The 16,931-nt window shown below is 73.6% G+C and carries 16 protein-coding genes; 4 read left to right on the forward strand and 12 right to left on the reverse strand.

All coding sequences use genetic code 11. The features are described from left to right. The first annotated feature begins 58 nt into the window (after nucleotides 1-58). Both MXD57_RS10625 and MXD57_RS10630 read left to right on the forward strand, forming a co-directional pair. Nucleotides 59-838, forward strand: coding sequence for an alpha/beta hydrolase (locus tag MXD57_RS10625; RefSeq protein ID WP_250401102.1), 780 nt, complete (start codon nucleotides 59-61; stop codon nucleotides 836-838). Next, nucleotides 831-1,391 carry a hypothetical protein gene (locus MXD57_RS10630; protein ID WP_250401103.1) on the forward strand — a complete coding sequence of 187 codons (561 nt, stop codon included), beginning with the start codon at nucleotides 831-833 and terminating at the stop codon, nucleotides 1,389-1,391. The genes MXD57_RS10625 and MXD57_RS10630 overlap by 8 nt, the downstream gene beginning before the upstream one ends. 27 nt (nucleotides 1,392-1,418) lie before the next feature. Here the strand turns inward: MXD57_RS10630 and MXD57_RS10635 are convergent, their stop codons facing one another. The 6 genes from MXD57_RS10635 to MXD57_RS10660 all read right to left on the reverse strand — a co-directional run bounded on the left by MXD57_RS10635 (nucleotide 1,419) and on the right by MXD57_RS10660 (nucleotide 6,514). Next, nucleotides 1,419-2,171 (reverse strand): endonuclease/exonuclease/phosphatase family protein, encoded by a 753-nt coding sequence (locus MXD57_RS10635; protein WP_250401104.1) that lies wholly within the window; start codon nucleotides 2,169-2,171, stop codon nucleotides 1,419-1,421. Nucleotides 2,172-2,239: 68 nt separating this feature from the next. Then, on the reverse strand, nucleotides 2,240-3,193 hold the full coding sequence (locus tag MXD57_RS10640; protein ID WP_250401105.1) for an ROK family glucokinase: 954 nt from the start codon (nucleotides 3,191-3,193) through the stop codon (nucleotides 2,240-2,242). 66 nt (nucleotides 3,194-3,259) lie between these two features. Continuing rightward, on the reverse strand, nucleotides 3,260-3,751 hold the full coding sequence (locus tag MXD57_RS10645) for a DUF5304 domain-containing protein (protein ID WP_250401106.1): 492 nt from the start codon (nucleotides 3,749-3,751) through the stop codon (nucleotides 3,260-3,262). A 56-nt stretch (nucleotides 3,752-3,807) separates the two neighbouring features. Then, nucleotides 3,808-4,980 carry an ArsA family ATPase gene (locus MXD57_RS10650; protein WP_250401107.1) on the reverse strand — a complete coding sequence of 391 codons (1,173 nt, stop codon included), beginning with the start codon at nucleotides 4,978-4,980 and terminating at the stop codon, nucleotides 3,808-3,810. A gap of 118 nt (nucleotides 4,981-5,098) precedes the next feature. Continuing rightward, nucleotides 5,099-5,539 carry an SRPBCC family protein gene (locus tag MXD57_RS10655; RefSeq protein WP_250401108.1) on the reverse strand — a complete coding sequence of 147 codons (441 nt, stop codon included), beginning with the start codon at nucleotides 5,537-5,539 and terminating at the stop codon, nucleotides 5,099-5,101. Between the two features lie 177 nt (nucleotides 5,540-5,716). Then, nucleotides 5,717-6,514 (reverse strand): metallophosphoesterase family protein, encoded by a 798-nt coding sequence (locus MXD57_RS10660; RefSeq protein ID WP_250401109.1) that lies wholly within the window; start codon nucleotides 6,512-6,514, stop codon nucleotides 5,717-5,719. 306 nt (nucleotides 6,515-6,820) lie between these two features. Here MXD57_RS10660 and MXD57_RS10665 point away from each other — a divergent pair, with 306 nt between their 5' ends. Next, nucleotides 6,821-8,617, forward strand: a complete 1,797-nt coding sequence (locus tag MXD57_RS10665; protein WP_250401110.1) for an AMP-dependent synthetase/ligase — start codon at nucleotides 6,821-6,823, stop codon at nucleotides 8,615-8,617. A 375-nt stretch (nucleotides 8,618-8,992) separates the two neighbouring features. Here the strand turns inward: MXD57_RS10665 and MXD57_RS10670 are convergent, their stop codons facing one another. Then, nucleotides 8,993-10,135, reverse strand: coding sequence for a glycosyltransferase family 4 protein (locus MXD57_RS10670; protein WP_250401111.1), 1,143 nt, complete (start codon nucleotides 10,133-10,135; stop codon nucleotides 8,993-8,995). Nucleotides 10,136-10,191: 56 nt separating this feature from the next. Between MXD57_RS10670 and MXD57_RS10675 the strand changes: the two genes are divergently transcribed. Further along, nucleotides 10,192-11,442 carry a glycosyltransferase 87 family protein gene (locus tag MXD57_RS10675; RefSeq protein WP_374114678.1) on the forward strand — a complete coding sequence of 417 codons (1,251 nt, stop codon included), beginning with the start codon at nucleotides 10,192-10,194 and terminating at the stop codon, nucleotides 11,440-11,442. A gap of 63 nt (nucleotides 11,443-11,505) precedes the next feature. Here MXD57_RS10675 and MXD57_RS10680 read toward each other — a convergent pair whose 3' ends face one another. The 5 genes from MXD57_RS10680 to MXD57_RS10700 form a co-directional block, all read right to left on the reverse strand. Then, a complete protein-coding gene (locus MXD57_RS10680) occupies nucleotides 11,506-12,708 on the reverse strand; it encodes a hypothetical protein (RefSeq protein ID WP_250401113.1) in 1,203 nt (400 codons plus the stop codon). A gap of 29 nt (nucleotides 12,709-12,737) precedes the next feature. Then, entirely contained in the window at nucleotides 12,738-13,742 is a 1,005-nt protein-coding gene (locus tag MXD57_RS10685; RefSeq protein WP_250401114.1) for a C40 family peptidase, read from the reverse strand. A 233-nt stretch (nucleotides 13,743-13,975) separates the two neighbouring features. After that, nucleotides 13,976-15,007 (reverse strand): C40 family peptidase, encoded by a 1,032-nt coding sequence (locus tag MXD57_RS10690; RefSeq protein ID WP_250401115.1) that lies wholly within the window; start codon nucleotides 15,005-15,007, stop codon nucleotides 13,976-13,978. A 212-nt stretch (nucleotides 15,008-15,219) separates the two neighbouring features. After that, nucleotides 15,220-16,563 (reverse strand): NYN domain-containing protein, encoded by a 1,344-nt coding sequence (locus MXD57_RS10695; RefSeq protein WP_250401116.1) that lies wholly within the window; start codon nucleotides 16,561-16,563, stop codon nucleotides 15,220-15,222. Nucleotides 16,564-16,600: 37 nt separating this feature from the next. Beyond that, nucleotides 16,601-16,840 (reverse strand): hypothetical protein, encoded by a 240-nt coding sequence (locus MXD57_RS10700; RefSeq protein WP_014672226.1) that lies wholly within the window; start codon nucleotides 16,838-16,840, stop codon nucleotides 16,601-16,603. Nucleotides 16,841-16,931: the final 91 nt, after the last annotated feature.

Below are 16,931 nucleotides of genomic sequence, written 5' to 3' on the forward strand. Positions count from 1 at the left end.
TACGGTGAACCACATCCGCCAGTTCTTCATGCCTTTCTCAGGAACAGGAGCCCGAAAGGTGCCGGTTCTTCCCGGAGCCGAGCCGTACCGCCACGAGGGCGGGGAGGTGGGTGTCCTCCTCTGTCACGGCTTCACCGGCTCGCCCCAGTCGCTGCGCCCCTGGGCGGAGCACCACGCGGCCCACGGTCTGACCGTGTCGCTGCCGCTGCTGCCCGGGCACGGCACCCGCTGGGAGGACCTGCAGGTCACGGGCTGGCAGGACTGGTACGCGGAGGTGGACCGCGAGCTGCGGCTGCTGGCCGGCCGCTGCTCCCGGGTGTTCGTCGGCGGCCTCTCGATGGGCGGGGCGCTGGCGCTGCGGCTCGCCGCGAGGCACGGTGACGGCGTCGCGGGCGTGGTGGTCGTCAATCCGGTGAACCGGGTGCGCGGCGTGTCGGCGTACGCCCTCCCGGTGGCCCGCCACCTGGTGCGCACGACGAGGGGTGTCACCGGTGACATCGCCAAGCAGGGCGCCGCGGAGCTGGGTTACGACCGGGTGCCGCTGCGGGCGGCGCACTCCCTGCGGGGGTTCCTGCGCCGGCTGGACGGCGAGCTGCCCCAGGTGACCCAGCCGTTGCTGCTGCTGCGCAGCGCCCACGACCATGTGGTCCCGGCGGCCGACTCGGCGCGTGTGCTGAGCCGGGTGTCCTCCAGGGACGTCACGCAGACCGTGCTGGAACAGAGCCGCCATGTGGCGACGTTGGACTACGACGCGGACCGGGTCTTCGAGGAGAGCCTCGCCTTCATCGGCCGGCTCGCACCCATGACCGGCAAGGAAGGGACGGCCGCAGTTGGCTGAGCACGACTCCGACCGCGGGGATCGCGAGCCGGACGAGAAGGGGGTCCCCTTCGACGAGGAGGCCGCCTGGCAGGCGATCGTCGCGGGCTACGGCGCCGAACCGCCGGACCCGCCGGGCGCCCGGCCCTACAAGCCGGTCGAGGATCTCGCGCTGCTCGAGAAGGAGCCCCCCGGCGAGGACGCCGAAGGACCCGGTGAGCCGGGGTCCGACCGGCCGCTGGGCAGCTCGGTCTCGTTCGCGCCCGGGGTGGGGCCGCGCGACTACCGCCTGGCCGAGCCCTCGGAGGACGACCTGGGCGAGGACGACGAGGGCCACTTCGTGCCACCGGAGCCGCCGCCGCTGCCGACCGCCGACACGACCGCGAGGTTCGCCTGGCTGGGGGTGGTGGGCGGCCCGGTCCTGCTCCTGCTGGCCGTGCTGCTCGGCTGGGAGATGACCTGGTATCTGGCGACCCTCGGCATCGGCGGGTTCCTCGGCGGCTTCGTGACGCTGGTGACGCGGATGCGGACGGACGAGGACGGGGACGACCCGGGGCGCGGGGCCGTGGTCTGATCCGCCGGCCCGTCCCGCCGGCCCGCGCTACGACGCCGGGATCCTGAGGGCGGCCAGGACCGGGAGGTGGTCCGTGGCCCTCCTCAGGTCGTCCTCGTCCACGCCCGGCAGGCCCAGCGGCACCCCGCAGCCGAGGACCTCGACGCCCTCGGTGGCGAAGACGGCGTCGATGCGCTGGTGGGGATCGGTGGCGGTGGAGGTGAACTCGCCGCCCCAGGGGCTGACGGCCCGGCAGTCCTGCAGGGCGCCGGCGAGGCGGCGGAAGGTACGTCCGCCGGGGCGCTCGTTGAGGTCACCGCCGGCCACGGCGTGCTCCGCACCCAGCGCGCCGAGGCGGTCCAGGAGCATCCCGCCCTGCTCGTGCCGCTCGTCCTGCCGCAGGCTCAGATGACAGCTCAGGACGCCCAGACGGGCTCCGCCGAACCGTACGACGGCCGTGGCGAACCCGCGCCGGTGCAGTCCCGGGGTGAGTGGCAGCAGCACGTCCTCCGTGCGCTCGACCGTGGCCCGCAGCGAGCACAGGACCGCGGGGCCCGCCGCCGTCGCGCCCCCGGTGAGGACGGTCTGCCCGGATGCCGCGGCGAGCCGGGCCAGCTTCTTGCGCCAGCGGAAGAACCGCGGCGCCTCCTGGACGAGGACCAGGTCGGGGGCGCAGGCGGTGATCACCCGGGCGAGCGCGGAGGTGTCGTCGCGCAGGGAGCGCACGTTGTAGGCGAGGACCCGGATGACGGCGGAACCGTCCGGTTCGGTACGGGAGTTGGGAAGCGTCGGGGTTGCCATGACGATCAACATACGACGATGCCCGCCGTCCCGGGACCGGACGCGGCGGGCACTGCCGTACGGGCTCGTCACATGATCGGGTCGGGCTCGCGGGCCAGGTCGGCCGCGCCCACCAGGCCCGCCTTGTTGCCGAGCTGGGCGGCGATCACGTCGGCGACCGGACGCCAGTTGCCACCGACGAGCCAGCGCTTGTAGGACTTGCGGATCGGGTCCAGCACCAGGTCGCCCTCGTCCGAGAGGCCGCCACCGACGATGAACGCGGAGGGGTCGAAGAGGGAGGCGAGGTCGGCGAGGCCGGCGCCGGCCCAGCGGGCCAGCTCGCGGTAGGAGTCGACGGCGACCGGATCGCCCTGTCGGGCGGCCATGGAGATGTGCTTGCCCTCGATGCCGTCGGGCGTGCCGTCGCCCAGGGAGAGCAGCACCTCGGCGCGCTCGGGGGTGGCGTTGGCGCGCTGCGTGGCGTAGCGCACCAGGGCGCGGCCGGAGGCGTACTGCTCCCAGCAGCCCTGCGAGCCGCAGCCGCACAGCAGGCCGTCCGGCACCATCCGGATGTGGCCGAACTCGGCGGCCACGCCGAAGTGGCCGCGGCGCAGCTTGTTGCCGATGATGATGCCGCCGCCGAGGCCGGTGCCGAGGGTGATGCAGATGACGTTGCGGTGGCCCTTGCCGGCGCCGAACCTGTACTCGCCCCAGGCCGCGGCGTTGGCGTCGTTCTCGACCACGACGGGGAGGCCCACGCGGGCCTCGACCTTCTCCTTGAGCGGCTCGTTGCGCCAGTCGATGTTGGGCGCGAAGTAGACCGTCGAGCGCTGCCGGTTCACGTAACCGGCAGCACCGATGCCCACGCCGACGATCTCGTGCCCGGCGCGCGCACCCTCCACGGCCGAGGCGATGGCGTCCACGATGGCCTCGGGCGTGGTGGGGGTCGGCACCTTGAAGGTCGAGAGGATGTTGCCGTCCTCGTCGACCACGCCGGCCGCGATCTTGGTGCCGCCGATGTCGACGCCGATGGTGAGTCCCATGAATCCCTCAGTTCGGTCGAGCCCCGCTACGGCCAACCGTACCCGAGGCCCTGCCGCGGAAGGGCTTCAGTCCAGGTCGATGCGCTCCCCCGGACCGCCGTCCTCACCCCGGCCGGGGGTGTCGGGCCACTCGTCCCCGGAGCCGGCCGATCCGGTGGTCCAGCGGCGTTCCTGGTTCTGGACGGCCGACCGGTAGGCGGCCAGCAGTTCGTTGCCGGCCGCGGCGAGGTGGTCGAGCACGTCCGGGTTGCGCTCGAGGACGGGCTCCACCGCGGCCTTCGCCTGCTGGACGACCTGGCGCACCGCCTGCTGGGCGGCGGGTCCGGCGACCCCCCCGAGGAGCGGGGACTGCAGGCCGGACAGCTTGTCGGCCACGGTGTCCACGAGTCTGCGCAGTTCCTCGGCGGCGGAGCCCGGGGGCGGGCCCTGCTCGGAGCGGCGGCGGGCCTTCTCGGCGGCGAGGTCCTCGGCGCAGGCCGTGGACCAGGCGTCGGCGTCGGTCGCCCCCTCCTCGTGGACCTCCGCGGCGGGCTCGGGTGCGGGGCGCTCTTCGCTCATGGCGGACTCCTGACTACGGTTCGCCCCTACGACGTTACCCGAACGGCCTACCCGGTTCACCGGCCCGACGCGGGCCACAGCGCGGGATCGGGGGCGAACCGGACGCGCAGCTCGCTCTCGCGCAGCCCGGCGCCGGCGACGGTGCAGCGGCGCAGGGCCGAGGGCAGCGGAACGATCCGCCGGTAGGGGCCCGCGGTCACCACCAGTTCGTCGCCGCGCCGGATCAGGTCGAGGTCGTCCCGTGCGGCGCCGGGCAGCGGGATGTGCCAGACCAGCACCCCGTCGTCGGCCAGGGCGTCGGTGACCGGCCACTCGACCGGGGTGGGCGCCGGGTTGACGCCGGGCACCGCGAGGGCGTCCAGGTCGTCGGCGCCCTGGGGATCGCGGCCGAGGTGCGGGACGCGGTGGACCTCGTGCTCCGTCTGCCATTCGGCGAGCGTCTTGCGCTGCTGGGCGAGGAGTCCGGCCGTCCAGGTGTCGGGCACGGTGTCGGGCAGTACCCGGTTGGCGACCAGGGACTCGGTGCGCAGCCCGCGCAGGGCGAGGCCGAGGCCGGCGGTGCGTACGGCGTCGGCGCCGGCCGGGCCGGGTTCGGCGACCAGGCGCACGGAGGTCCTCCGGTCGGTGAGCACCGCCTCCACGGCGGCCAGTTCCATGTCCCAGCGGGCCGCCGTCTCGTACAGCCACTCGGCGGGCATGGGGACCCCGGCCAGCCGGCCGAGGACCGGGCGCAGGGCGCGGGCCGCCTGCCGCTCGGGCGGGAGCAGCCGGCGCAGGTAGCGGCGCAGTTCCTCGGGGAGGGCGAGCAGCGCGAGGGCCTGCGGGAGCGGCGGGAGGTCGACGACGAGGAGGTCGTAGCGCTCGCAGAGGGCGGCGTCCCTCAGGGCCCGCAGGAAGGAGAGTTCCTGTGCGCCGGGCAGCGGGGTGACCTCCTCGGCGTCCAGCCGGGCGGCGCCGAGGAGGTCGAGGACGTTCGCGGCGCGGGACTGGAAGGCGGTGAGGTCCTGCCGGAAGCGTTCTGCCGGGTCGGGGCGCCAGACGGTGAGGTTCCCGGCGGCCTCGGTGGGGGCCGCTCCTGTTCCGGTGCCCAGCGCCGCGCCGAGGGTGTCGGTGTGATCGGCGCCGAGCAGGAGGGTGCGGGTGCCGGCGGCCGCGGCCCGCCGTGCGGTGGCCGCGGCGATGGTGGTACGGCCGCTGCCGCCCGGGCCCGTGATCAGGAGGGTGCGCATGAGGGTGAACGGTAACGGAGTGGGCGGGCGCCCCGTGCTCCCGCCCGGTCCCGGGCGGTCGTCGGGCGGTGGCCCCGGGACACCGGCGGCCGCGGGCCGCGGCCGCCGGACGCGGTCCTCAGTGGTCCGACTCCACCCGCTTCTTCAGGCCTGCCAGGGCGCGGTCGATGATGACCTTCTCGGCCTTGCGCTTGATCATGCCGAGCATGGGGATCTTGACGTCGACGGTGAGCAGGTAGGTCACCTCGGTGGTGCCCTGCCCGGCCGGCTTCAGGAGGTAGGAGCCGTCCAGGGACCGCAGCATCTGGGACTTCACCAGCGTCCAGGAGACCTCGTGCTCCCCGGACCAGGTGTACGCCAGCGTCTGGTCGTCCTTGATGGCTCCGGCGTCCATGACGAGGCGGACCTGCTCGGCGCGGCCCCGCTCGTCGGTCGCCAGCACCTCGGCCTCCTTGACCTCGCCGGTCCAGTCCGGATAGCGGGCGAAGTCGGCGATCACCGCCATGACGTCGGCCGGAACCGCCTCGATCGTGATGCTCGAACTGGTGTGTTCCGCCATCGCCGTGGCTCCTCCAGATACGGACCGAAGAGACTCTTGCCGTGCGCGGACCGCGCACGTGTGTGCAGCGTGAAGGCTACCGCGCCCCCGACCCGCCGCCTTCACCCCGTCCGTCCGGTGCCGCGGCCGGGGAGGCCGGCCGGTGAACCCCTCCGGTCACGGCACCAGGCGTTGCGATCACCATTCCAGCGCCCACGGCCGGCCCGTGCCCGCGAAGTGCCCCACGTTCACGCACTCGGTCGCGCCGATCCGCATCCGGCGCACCAGCGGCTGGTGGACGTGCCCGAACAGGGCGAAGCGCGGCCGGGTGCGGCGGATGGCGTCCAGCAGCGCCCCGCTCCCCCGCTCGAATCGGCGCGCGACCGTGTCGTAGACCAGCTCCGGCACCTCCGGCGGGATATGGGTGCACAGCACGTCCACCTCGCCGACCGCCTCGATCTTGGCCGCGTACTCCTCGTCGTCGATCTCGTACGGCGTGCGCATCGGCGTGCGCAGTCCGCCGCCGACGAAGCCGAAGGTCCGGCCGCCGATCTCCACCCGCTCACCGTCCAGCACCGTGGTGCCGGGCCGGGCGTACTCCCGCCACAGGGGCGGCATGTCGACATTGCCGTAGGTGGCGTAGGTCGGCGTCGGGAACGCGGCGAACAGCTCGGCGTACTGCTTGCGCACCGCCCGCTCGATCGCGGCGGCCCGGTCGGCGCCGATCCCGGCCCACAGCCGGGCCCCGAAGGCGCGCGCCTCCTCGTACCGGCGGGCGGTGCGCAGCTCGACGATCCGGTCCGCGTTCTCCTCGCCGAACAGGTCGGGGAAGATCCCGCGCGAGTGGTCGGCGTAGTCGAGGAAGAGGACGAGGTCGCCGAGGCAGATCAGGGCGTCCGCACCCTCGCCGGCACGGGCGAGGTCACGGGCGTTGCCGTGCACGTCGCTGACCACGTGGACACGTGTCCTTCGGCTGCCGGTCGGTGTGGGTGCCATGGCGATCAAGCGTAGGTGGCGCGCGACCCCTGTGAACAGTGGCGGTCCGGCCTGCGGTTACTCGCCGGTCGGTTGTGCCGTGGACTACTGTGCGCGAAGGAACGCCAACCTGTGTGACGCAGGGAACATCTCGCCGGACCCCCCTGTCGTAGACGCCATACCGGCGGGTAACGTCCGGGCCGTCCAGTCGTACTCTGGATTTCAACATGTGAATCGGCATGTGATCTCCGGAGCACTCCCGAGCCTTGGACCGACCGTCGCATCACACAGAGTCGTGGCGCCGGCGCCCTATGAGGAGCAGCAGTCTTGCGCGAGTTCAGCCTTCCGGCTTTGTACGAGGTCCCTGCCGACGGCAACCTGACCGACATCGTCCGCAGAAACGCCGCGCAGCATCCCGACGTCGCCGTCATCGCCCGCAAGGTGGACGGTGCCTGGCAGGACGTGACGGCGACGCGGTTCCTCGCCGAGGTGCACACCGCCGCCAAGGGGCTGATCGCCGCCGGTGTGCAGCCGGGCGACCGGGTGGGGCTGATGTCCCGCACCCGGTACGAGTGGACGCTGATGGACTTCGCGATCTGGAGCGCGGGCGCGGTGACCGTGCCGGTGTACGAGACCAGCTCGCCGGAGCAGGTGCAGTGGATCCTGTCCGACTCGGGCGCGACCGCCTGTGTCGTGGAGCTGGACGGCCACGCGGAGGCCGTGGAGGCGGTGCGGGCCTCGCTGCCCGCGCTGAAACACGTCTGGCAGATCGAGGCCGGCGGCCTGGAGGAACTGGCCCGGCTCGGCCAGGGGGTCGCGGACGCGACCGTGGAGGAGCGCGGCTCGCTCGCCCGGGCCGACGATCCGGCGACGATCGTCTACACCTCCGGCACGACGGGCCGGCCCAAGGGCTGTGTGCTCACCCACCGCGCCTTCTTCGCCGAGTGCGGCAACATCGTCGAGCGGCTGCGTCCGCTGTTCCGCACCGGCGAGTGCTCGGTGCTGCTCTTCCTGCCGCTCGCGCACGTCTTCGGCCGCCTGGTGCAGATCGCCCCGATGATGGCGCCGATCAAGCTGGGCTGCGTCCCGGACATCAAGAACCTCACCGACGAACTGGCCGCGTTCCGGCCGACCCTCGTCCTCGGCGTGCCGCGCGTCTTCGAGAAGGTCTACAACACGGCCCGCGCCAAGGCGCAGGCCGACGGCAAGGGCGCGATCTTCGACAAGGCGGCGGACACCGCGATCGCCTACAGCAAGGCGCTGGACGCCCCGTCTGGCCCGTCCCTCGGCCTGAAGATCAAGTACAAGGTCTTCGACCGGCTGGTCTACAGCAAGCTGCGCGCGGTCCTCGGCGGCCGGGGCGAGTACGCGATCTCCGGCGGTGCCCCGCTGGGCGAGCGGCTCGGCCACTTCTTCCGGGGCATCGGGTTCACGGTGCTGGAGGGCTACGGCCTGACGGAGTCCTGCGCGGCCACCGCGTTCAACCCGTGGGACCGGCAGAAGATCGGCACGGTCGGCCAGCCGCTGCCCGGCTCGGTGGTGCGGATAGCGGACGACGGCGAGGTGCTGCTGCACGGCGAGCACCTGTTCAAGGAGTACTGGAACAACCCGGGCGCGACCGCCGAGGCGCTGGCGGACGGCTGGTTCCACACCGGTGACATAGGCACCCTCGACGAGGACGGCTACCTCCGGATCACCGGCCGCAAGAAGGAGATCATCGTCACGGCGGGCGGCAAGAACGTGGCCCCGGCCGTGATCGAGGACCGGATCCGGGCGCACGCGCTGGTCGCCGAGTGCATGGTGGTGGGCGACGGGCGGCCCTTCGTCGGCGCCCTGATCACCATCGACGAGGAGTTCCTGGGCCGCTGGGCCCAGGAGCACGGCAAGCCGGCGGGCTGCACCGCGGCCTCGCTGCGCGAGGACCCGGATCTGCGGGCGGCGGTCCAGGCGGCGATCGACGACGGCAACGCCGCGGTGTCGAAGGCCGAGTCCGTGCGCAAGTTCCGCATCCTGCCCGCCCAGTTCACGGAGGAGTCGGGCCATCTCACCCCGTCGCTGAAGCTCAAGCGGAACGTGGTGGCGAAGGACTACGCGGAGGAGATCGAGGCGATCTACGCGAAGTAGGCGGCCCGCCGAAGGCGCTTCACGGCGCGGGTCCCCGGTGGGGGCCCGCGCCGTCGTGCGTCGCCGTTCGTGTCACGCGTCGCCGCCGGTCCGTCGTACCTCGTCGCGGTTCCGCCCGAGGGCTGTCCCGTGGTCCCCGGTGGACCAGCGCACGGCGCCGGATGCGGTGCGTCGCGAGGCGGAGCTTCACCCGCGTACTGGACGCACTCGGCGTACTGACGTACTCGGGTGTCGCGACAACGCGGCGAGGTGCCGTGCCGGGCGTCGCGAGCCGGTGAACCCCTCACGGTGCCGGTGCCGTACTCGGGCCTTCGGCCGGTGCGGCGGGAGCTCCGGCCGGGCACCGCGACGGGGCGAACCCCGGCCGACGCGGCGCTAGAGCAGGGCCTTGAGCTTCTCCGCGAGCAGGTCCCAGCGCCACTTCTCCTCGACCCACCGGCGACCGCGCTCACCCATCCGGCGGCGCAGCGCCGCGTCGCCGAGCAGGGCGGTGATCCGCTCGGCGACCTCCGCCGGCTCACCGCCGCGGACGACCCAGCCGGTCTCGCCGTCCAGCACCGCGTCCGGCGCGCCGCCCGAGTCGCCGGCGACGACCGGCAGCCCGGTGGCGGAGGCCTCCAGGTAGACGATGCCGAGGCCCTCCACATCCAGGCCGCCCCGCCGGGTGCGGCACGGCATGGCGAAGACGTCGCCGGCACCGTAGTGCGCGGGCAGCTCGGACCAGGGGACGGCGCCGGTGAAGCGGACGGAGGCCTCGACACCGGCGTCCCGGGCCAGCCGGCGCAGATCCCGCTCGTAGGGCCCGCCCCCGACGATGAGCAGCACGGCGTCCGGCTCGGCGGCCAGGATCCAGGGCATGGCGCGGATGAGGGTGTCCTGGCCCTTGCGGGGCACCAGCCGGGAGACGCACACCACCACCGGCCGCTCGCTGAGCCCGAGCCGCGCCCGTACCTCGTCGCCGCCCGAGTCCGGGTGGAAGGTCTTCTCGTCGACCCCGGGCGGAAGCTGTGTCATGCGCCCGGCCGCGGCCTCGGTGAGGGCCGTGGCGATCCGGGAGCGGGTGTACTCGCCGAGGTAGGTGAGGGTGTCCGTGGAGTCACCGATGCGGCGCAGCAGTCGCCGGGCGGCGGGGAGCTGGGCCCAGCCGGCCTCGTGCCCGTGGGTGGTCGCCACCAGCCGCTCGGCACCCGCCCGGCGCAGGGCGGGCGCCATCAGACCGAGCGGTGCCGCCGCCCCGAACCACACCGAGGTGCAGCCGTGCTCCCGGAGCAGCCCGGCCGCCCGCCGGGTCGCCGCGGGCGTCGGCAGCAGCATGGTCGTTCGTTCGCGTACGACGGTGAAGGGCTGTTCGTCGTCGAAGGCCGCCGTGGCCAGGGCGCCCTCCCGGCCGTGCTTCCAGGTGGAGGCGAGGACGACGAGCCGCTCGGGGTCCAGCCGGAGGGCCATGTTGTGCAGGAAGGCCTGGATGCCGCCCGGCCGGGGCGGGAAGTCGTTGGTCACGATGAGGGTCCTGTGCATCGCCGCCGACCCTACCGCGCGCCTGCGGCGGCCCGGGCCATCATGGTTACCTGGCCATGAACGGCGGACGGACGGGAGCGCGGGTGGACAGGACGAACGGGTGGCCGGCGGCGCTGCCGTGGACCTGGTGCGCGACCCGGCTGGCGCTGCTGCTCCTGGTCTTCCGGGTGGTGTCCCTCCCCGGCGCGGACGTCACCACCGATGTGTCGGTGATCTACCGGAGCTGGTCCGAGGTACTGCGCCAGGGCACGTTCCCGCTGCACGACGTGACCTGGCAGTACCCGCCCGCGGCCGCGCTGGCGGTCCTCTCCCCCGCCCTGTTGCCGTTCCTCGGCTACGCACCGGCCTTCTTCGTCCTGAGCTGCCTCGCCGACCTGGTCGTGTTCGGTCTGCTGGCGTACGCGGGCCGGCGGCCGGAGCGCTCGTCGCGCGGCGCGTGGATCTGGGTGGCGGGCCTGCCGCTGCTCGGCCCGACGGCGTACGCCCGGTACGACCTGATGGTGACCGCGGTGGCGGTGGCGGCCCTGCTCGCGGGCACCCGGCATCCCCGGGCGATGGGCGCGCTGGCGGCTTTCGGGGCGCTGCTGAAGGTGTGGCCCGCCCTGCTCCTGGTGGGCGCCACCCGGCTGCGGGCGTGGCTCTCGGCGGCGGTGACCGCGGGCGGGATCGCCGCGCTGTTCGCGGTCACCATGCCGGGCGCCTTCGCCTTCCTGGCCTTCCAGCGGGACCGGGGTACCGAGGTGGAGTCGCTGGGCGGCCTGGTCCTGCACCTGGCCCGGCGGTTCGGCTGGCCGGGCGAGGTGGTGCTGAACTACGGCTCGGCGGAGTTCCTCGGCCCGTACGTCGGGGTGGTCGGCAAGGTCGCCGTGGCGCTCAGCGCCGGCGCCTTCTGCTGGCTGCTGCTGTGGCGGCTGCGGGCGACCCGGTTCGAGCCGCACACGCTCGCGGACGCGGCGTTCACCGCGGTGCTGCTCTTCACCGTGACCAGCCGGGTGATCAGCCCGCAGTACCTGGTGTGGCTGATCGGGCTGGCCGCCGTCGGCGGCTGCTTCCGGGGGAGCCGGACGGGCGGGCCCGCCGTCCTGGTGGTGGCGGCGGCCTTCGTCACGCTGCTGGAGTTCCCCGTCGGCTTCGTGCACGTCATCGTGAGCGACACCTACGGCGTCGCCCTGCTCCTCCTGCGCAACGCCCTCCTCGTGGCGGCGGCCCTCATCGCGGCCCGCGCCCTGTGGCGCACGACCGTCCCACCGAGCACCGCGCCCCCGCCTCGCACACCCCGGACCGAGCGGGCGTCGGCATCCCCCTGACGCGGCCGGAGGGCCGATGCGGCGACGTCCGTGGCCCCGGGACGCGATCGGGTGCTCGGACACTCAGCCGAGCTGATCGCGCACGTAGTCCCGCCACTGGGCGGTGAACGCCTCGGGGGTGGTGCCGAGCGTCCCGCGCAGGGCCTCTTCGAGGGCACCGGCACGCTTGTGGTGGGCGCCCACGGCGCGGTAGAAGGCGCCGAGGCGGCTCTCGTCCCAGTGGGCGGCGATCATCCGGCAGGCCAGCCAGCCGCCCTCGTAGGCCTGTGCGAGGCGGTCGGGGTCGCCGCTGAAGGCGAAGTCGCCGTCGGCGGGCAGCGCCGTCGGCACCTCGCCGTCCCGGACCGCGCGGCTCAGTTCGGGTGCGGCCTCGGTCGGTGTGCGGCCGGTGCCGAGGTAGCCGATCCAGTCGGCGTAGCCCTCGGACAGCCAGAGCGGGGTGGCGGTGGTGGTGTGCGCCCGGGTGGCCACATGGGTGGTCTCGTGGGTGAGCACCACCTGTTTGCCGGTCTCGCCCAGCACCGCGTACGCCTCCGGGTTGACCACCACCCGGTCCGCCGGCGTGCGCCCCGGGCTCCCGGCCTCGCCGGTGGTGACCGCGGCGATGCCCCGGTACCCGGAGGCGGACGAGCCGAGCAGCGCGGCCATGCCCGTGAGGTTCCGGGGGACGAGGACGACGAGCCGCCGGGTCCAGGCCGTCCCCCACGCCGCGGAGACGGCCGGTACGGCGCGGTCGGCGAGCCGGGCGTACCGGCGCAGTTCGGCGGCGCCCTGGCCGGTCCCGAGGACCAGGCTGTGCGCGCCCCGGACGGCGGTGACCGGGCCCTGGTCCCACAGTTGCTGTCCGGACTTCCCGGCGGGCCGGTCCCCGGTGACGTACCACCGGCCGCCGCCGGTGCGACGCAGGGTGAGGGTGCGGCGGACGTTGACCGGGGCCCTGTCGTAGCCGGCGACCCGGTAGCGCAGCTCGGCGTCGGCGGTGGCGCCGGAGCCGCCGCGGCGCAGGGCCGTCACCCGGTACGCCCAGGAGGTCAGGGGCAGGGCGCGCAGCCGGACGTAGGAGGTGCGGGTACCGGTCGCGCCGAAGGCCGTCTCGTCGTGGCCGAGCAGGGCCGTCGACCGCCGGTCGAGGACCCGCTGCACCTCGGCGGTGACCGGATCGGCGGCGGTCCGCCCGGCGCAGCCGGCCAGGGGCGGCAGGAGCAGCAGGCAGAGCCCCGCCGCGGCGGCCCGCCAGGTGCGCCGCGCCCGTCCACGAACAGTCACCCGCCGATCGTACGGCGCGTGGCCGGGGTTCAGGGACGGGTGACGGAGGAGATCGGCATCATCCCGACCGGGTCGTAGCGCACCGGCGCGCCCGGGTGGGGCGCGTGGATCACCCGGCCGGCGCCGACGTACATCCCCACGTGGCTGGCGTCGGCGCGGTAGACGACCAGGTCGCCGGGGCGCGCCTGGGACAGCGGGACCTGCCGGCCGGCGTGCCGCTGGTCCTGGGAGGTGCGCGGCAGGTGGACGCCGGCCTGGGCGTACGACCACTGCATCAGCCCCGAGCAGTCGAAGCCCGACGGTCCGCTGGCACCCCAGACGTAGGGGCGGCCGAGGGCGGACCGTGCGGCGGCGACGGCGGCCGCGGCGCGGGCGCCGGGGGCGACGTCGCCGGCCGGTCCGGGCAGACCGGCGCGGGAGGCGCGGTCGTAGGCGGCGCGTTCGTCGGCGGGCAGGGAGTTGAGCAGGTGACGGGCCCGGGCCAGCTTGCGCTGCACGATCCGCTTGTGGGTGTCGACGGCCTTGCGGCTGCGCTCCAGCTCGGCGAGCTTCCCGGCAGCTCGGGACCGCTCCTGGGCGAGCTGCCGCAGCTCCCCGCGCAACTCCCGGAGCCGGCCTTCCTGCTGGACGCCGATGCGGTCGAGGGTGGCGGCCTTGGCGAGGTAGTCGCCGGGGTCGTCGGACAGCAGCAGGGCGACGGCCGGGTCGAGGCCGCCGGAGCGGTACTGGGCGCCGGCCAGCGAACCCAGCCGCTCCCGCATGGTGTTGACGCGCTGCGCGCGGCGCGCGATGTGCTCCTGTGCGTCCCGTACCTGGCGGCGCAGCGCGTCGGCCCGCTCGTCGGCCCTGTCGTAGGCCTGGGTGGCCCGCTCGGCCTCCTCGTAGAGGCGGTCCACCTCGGCCCGGGTGTCGCGGTGCGGTGCCGCGTCGGCCGGTACGGCCGTCAGGGCGGCGGCCGCCGCCGACAGCGTGCACAGGGCGGCTGAGGCGCCGCGGTCGAACCCGGACGGTGCGAGACGGCGATGGGAACCCACGGCAGTCCTTCTGCTGGCGGACAGGAACGGTTCCCCGGCGCGGGGGACGGGGAGACCCTCGCGCCGGGAAACGCGGCAGACAGTAACCGTGCCGAAGGACGCCGGCCAAAGACCCTCGAAGGCTCCACAACCACCGCGCCCCGCCACTGACGCAGGTCAGGGCGGGGCGGGAAGTCATTGGCGGTACGCGGGATTCGCCCGTTCGGGCGCCCGGGAACCGGCGTCGGAGAGGGTCAGACGCGGACGCCGAACTGGAACGGCATGTTGCCGATCGCCTCGTAGCGGACGACGGCGCCGGTGTGCGGGGCGTGCAGCACCTGGCCGTTGCCGGCGTAGAGCCCGACGTGGTGCAGGTCGCCGTAGAAGAACACCAGGTCGCCGACCTGGAGCTGGCTCTGCGACAGGTGGGCGCCGTAGTTCGCCTGGGCCTCGGAGGTGCGGGGTATGGAGACACCGGCCTGGGCGTAGGCCCAGGAGGTCAGACCCGAGCAGTCGAAGGAGGAGGGACCGGTGGCGCCGTAGACGTAGGGGCTGCCGATCTTGCTCTGCGCGGCGGAGAAGGCCGCGGAGGCCCGGCCGGAGGCGGAGGAGTCGTTGCCGAGGTCCACCCGGTCGCTGGAGGAGCGGTTGGCCCGCTGCTGCTCGGCGGCGAGGGCCGCCTTCTCCTTGGCCGTCAGGGTGTTGAGCAGCTTCTGCGCCTCGGCGAGCTTGCCCTGGACTTCCTTCTTCTTGTTGCCCAGCTCGGTACGGGTGGAGGCCAGGTCCTTGAGCTTCTCGGTGGCCTCGGCCCGCTCCTGGGCGAGTTCGCGCTGTTTGTCCTGGATCTTCTTCAGCGCCTCGACCTGCTGGCCGCTCAACTGGTCGAGCGTGGAGGCCCTGTCGAGGTAGTCGTCCGGGTCGGCGGACAGGAAGAGCTGGACCGAGGGATCGATGCCGCCGGAGCGGTACTGCGCGGTGGCCAGCGAGCCCAGGCCGTCGCGCAGCTTGTTGAGATCCTGCTGCCCGCGGGCCACATTGTCCTGGATCGTGGAGATTTCCTTCTGCAGCTTCTGCTGCTTCTCCTTGGCCCCGTTGTACTTCTCGGTGGCCTGCTCCGCCTCCTCGTAGAGCTTGTCGACCTTCGCCTTGACCTCGTCCTTGCCCAGCTTCTCGCTCGGAGCGGCGTTGGCGGCGTTGGCGCTCAGCGCGACGGCGGCGGCCGCCGCGGTGGTCAGCACGGTGACACGCGTGCGGCTGGGCTGCTTGGGTCGACGGTGGGACGCCACGAGGGACGATCTCCTTCTTGTGAGTGATCACCCGTTCGGAGGTTCGAGCCCAGACCCTAGTGACCCGGTTGTGATCAGTTCAAATCCCCGCGGCAAAAAAGCCGGTGACGCAACGCATTCTTTGCCCGCAACTCACGTGCGGTGATAATGGATTGACACTACGTTGCGTGACGATGCGGCCAATTCGGGCAATGCGTGCCTGCGTTGCACCTTCAGGACAGTCGCTTCAGAAGTACCGCAGAGGCGACGGGACGGGCGCCGGCGCGCGCGACCCCGTCGGCCACCTCCCGGTCGGTCGAGGCGACGATGACCGGGCGGCCCGGGGGCTCGGCGCGCACGAGCTGGCGGATCAGCTCGTCCGCGGTGACGCCCGGCTTGGAGAACAGCACCCGCACCCCGCGCGGCGGCGCGAGCAGCACCGGCGCGGCCAGTTCGGCGCCGTCGAACACACAGGTCACCTCGGCGCCGGTCTGCGCGGCGAGCGCGGAGAGCTGCCCCAGCAGGCGCAGCCGCTGCTTCTCCAGCGGCATCTGGGGATAGCCGGTCTTCGTGACGTTGTAGCCGTCGACCACCAGGTGCGCCTGCGGCAGCGCCAGAAGCTGGTCGAGGATCGCCGGGTCGTTCTCCGACAGCGCCCGGGCCGCGATGTCCTTCGGGGTCATCCGTCCCGGTTCGACCGCGTCCACGGTCTCGGCGGGGCGCACGGAGACGGGCGGCAGGGCGAGTTCGCGCCGGAGCCCCTGGGCGGCGTCCAGCATGGTGTCCAGCAGCAGCCGCACCCGCATGTCCTCCACACTGCGGCCCTCACGGACCGCCCGCCGGGTGGCCTCCAGCGCCGCCTCGGCCTCGCCCAGACGCGCCTTGAGCCGCCGGGACTCGCTCTCGGCGGCCGAGAGCTGCGCCTGCCCCTCGGCACGCGCGGCCTCGACCTCGCCCCGGACCTTGCGCAGCGCGGCCTCGCCGCGCTTGACGTCGCTGAGCGCGGCACGCAGCTTGCGGTGCAGCGACTCCGTCTCCCGCTTCGCCGACTCCGCCTCGGCACGCAGCCGTTCGGTCTCGGCGCGGGTCTGCTCCCGGGCCTGCTCCAGCTCCGCGCGCAGCCGCTCCAGTTCGGCCCGGCTCTCCTCGTCGGCCCGCTCCGCGTCGGCGCGCTGCGCCTCCTCGCCGGCCGCGGTGACCAGCTTCACCCAGCCCGCGGGCCGCAGCACGTAGGCCGCGGCCGCCACATCGAGCGGGTCCGCGGCCGGGGGCGGCGAGCCGGATTCGAGGGCGCCGGAGAGTTCCGGCTGGGCCTCTCTGAACTTCTCCCCGATCCGCTGCCGGAACAGGGTGTCGGTCTCCAGGGCCGCCGCCATCGCGTTGCCGGCGAACTTGGTCCGGCGATTGGGGGCGAACCGGGCGTACTGCCGCAACTGGGCGGGCAGTTCCGTCACGGTCAGCAGGCCGAAGCCGTCCGAGACGATCTGCACGACCCGCCGGCGCACGCCGTCGGGCAGCGGACGGTCAAGCACCTCAGCGGTGCCGTCGCCCGGCCCCCCGCCTGTGGTCTCCACCATCCGTCACACCCCAATACCCTCACGGGGCCCGCTCCGCTCAGGAGCCGGCGCCCGGCCTGTCCACGAGTTCCACCTGGTCCACCGCGTTGCACCAACGGCAGCGGACCGATTCGATGGTCTCACTGACCACCTCGCGCTCCTCGACCGTCGGCTCGCCCGCGAGGTCGAGGTGAACGTACTCGACGACCTTCGACGAACGGGTCACGTCGAAGCGGGTGAGGTTGCCGCAGAGGGTGCAGCGCCATCGTGTCGTGGCGGTCGGCAGGGGAACCGTCATCGTGACTGTTCGCTTCCTTCTCGGGTCGTCCGCGCCGCTCCCCGACGCGTGTGGCTCGTAACCCTACGGCCTGCGGGTCGCTCGCCGCCCG

Source organism: Streptomyces cellostaticus (assembly GCF_023630175.1).
Lineage (GTDB): Bacteria > Actinomycetota > Actinomycetes > Streptomycetales > Streptomycetaceae > Streptomyces > Streptomyces cellostaticus_A.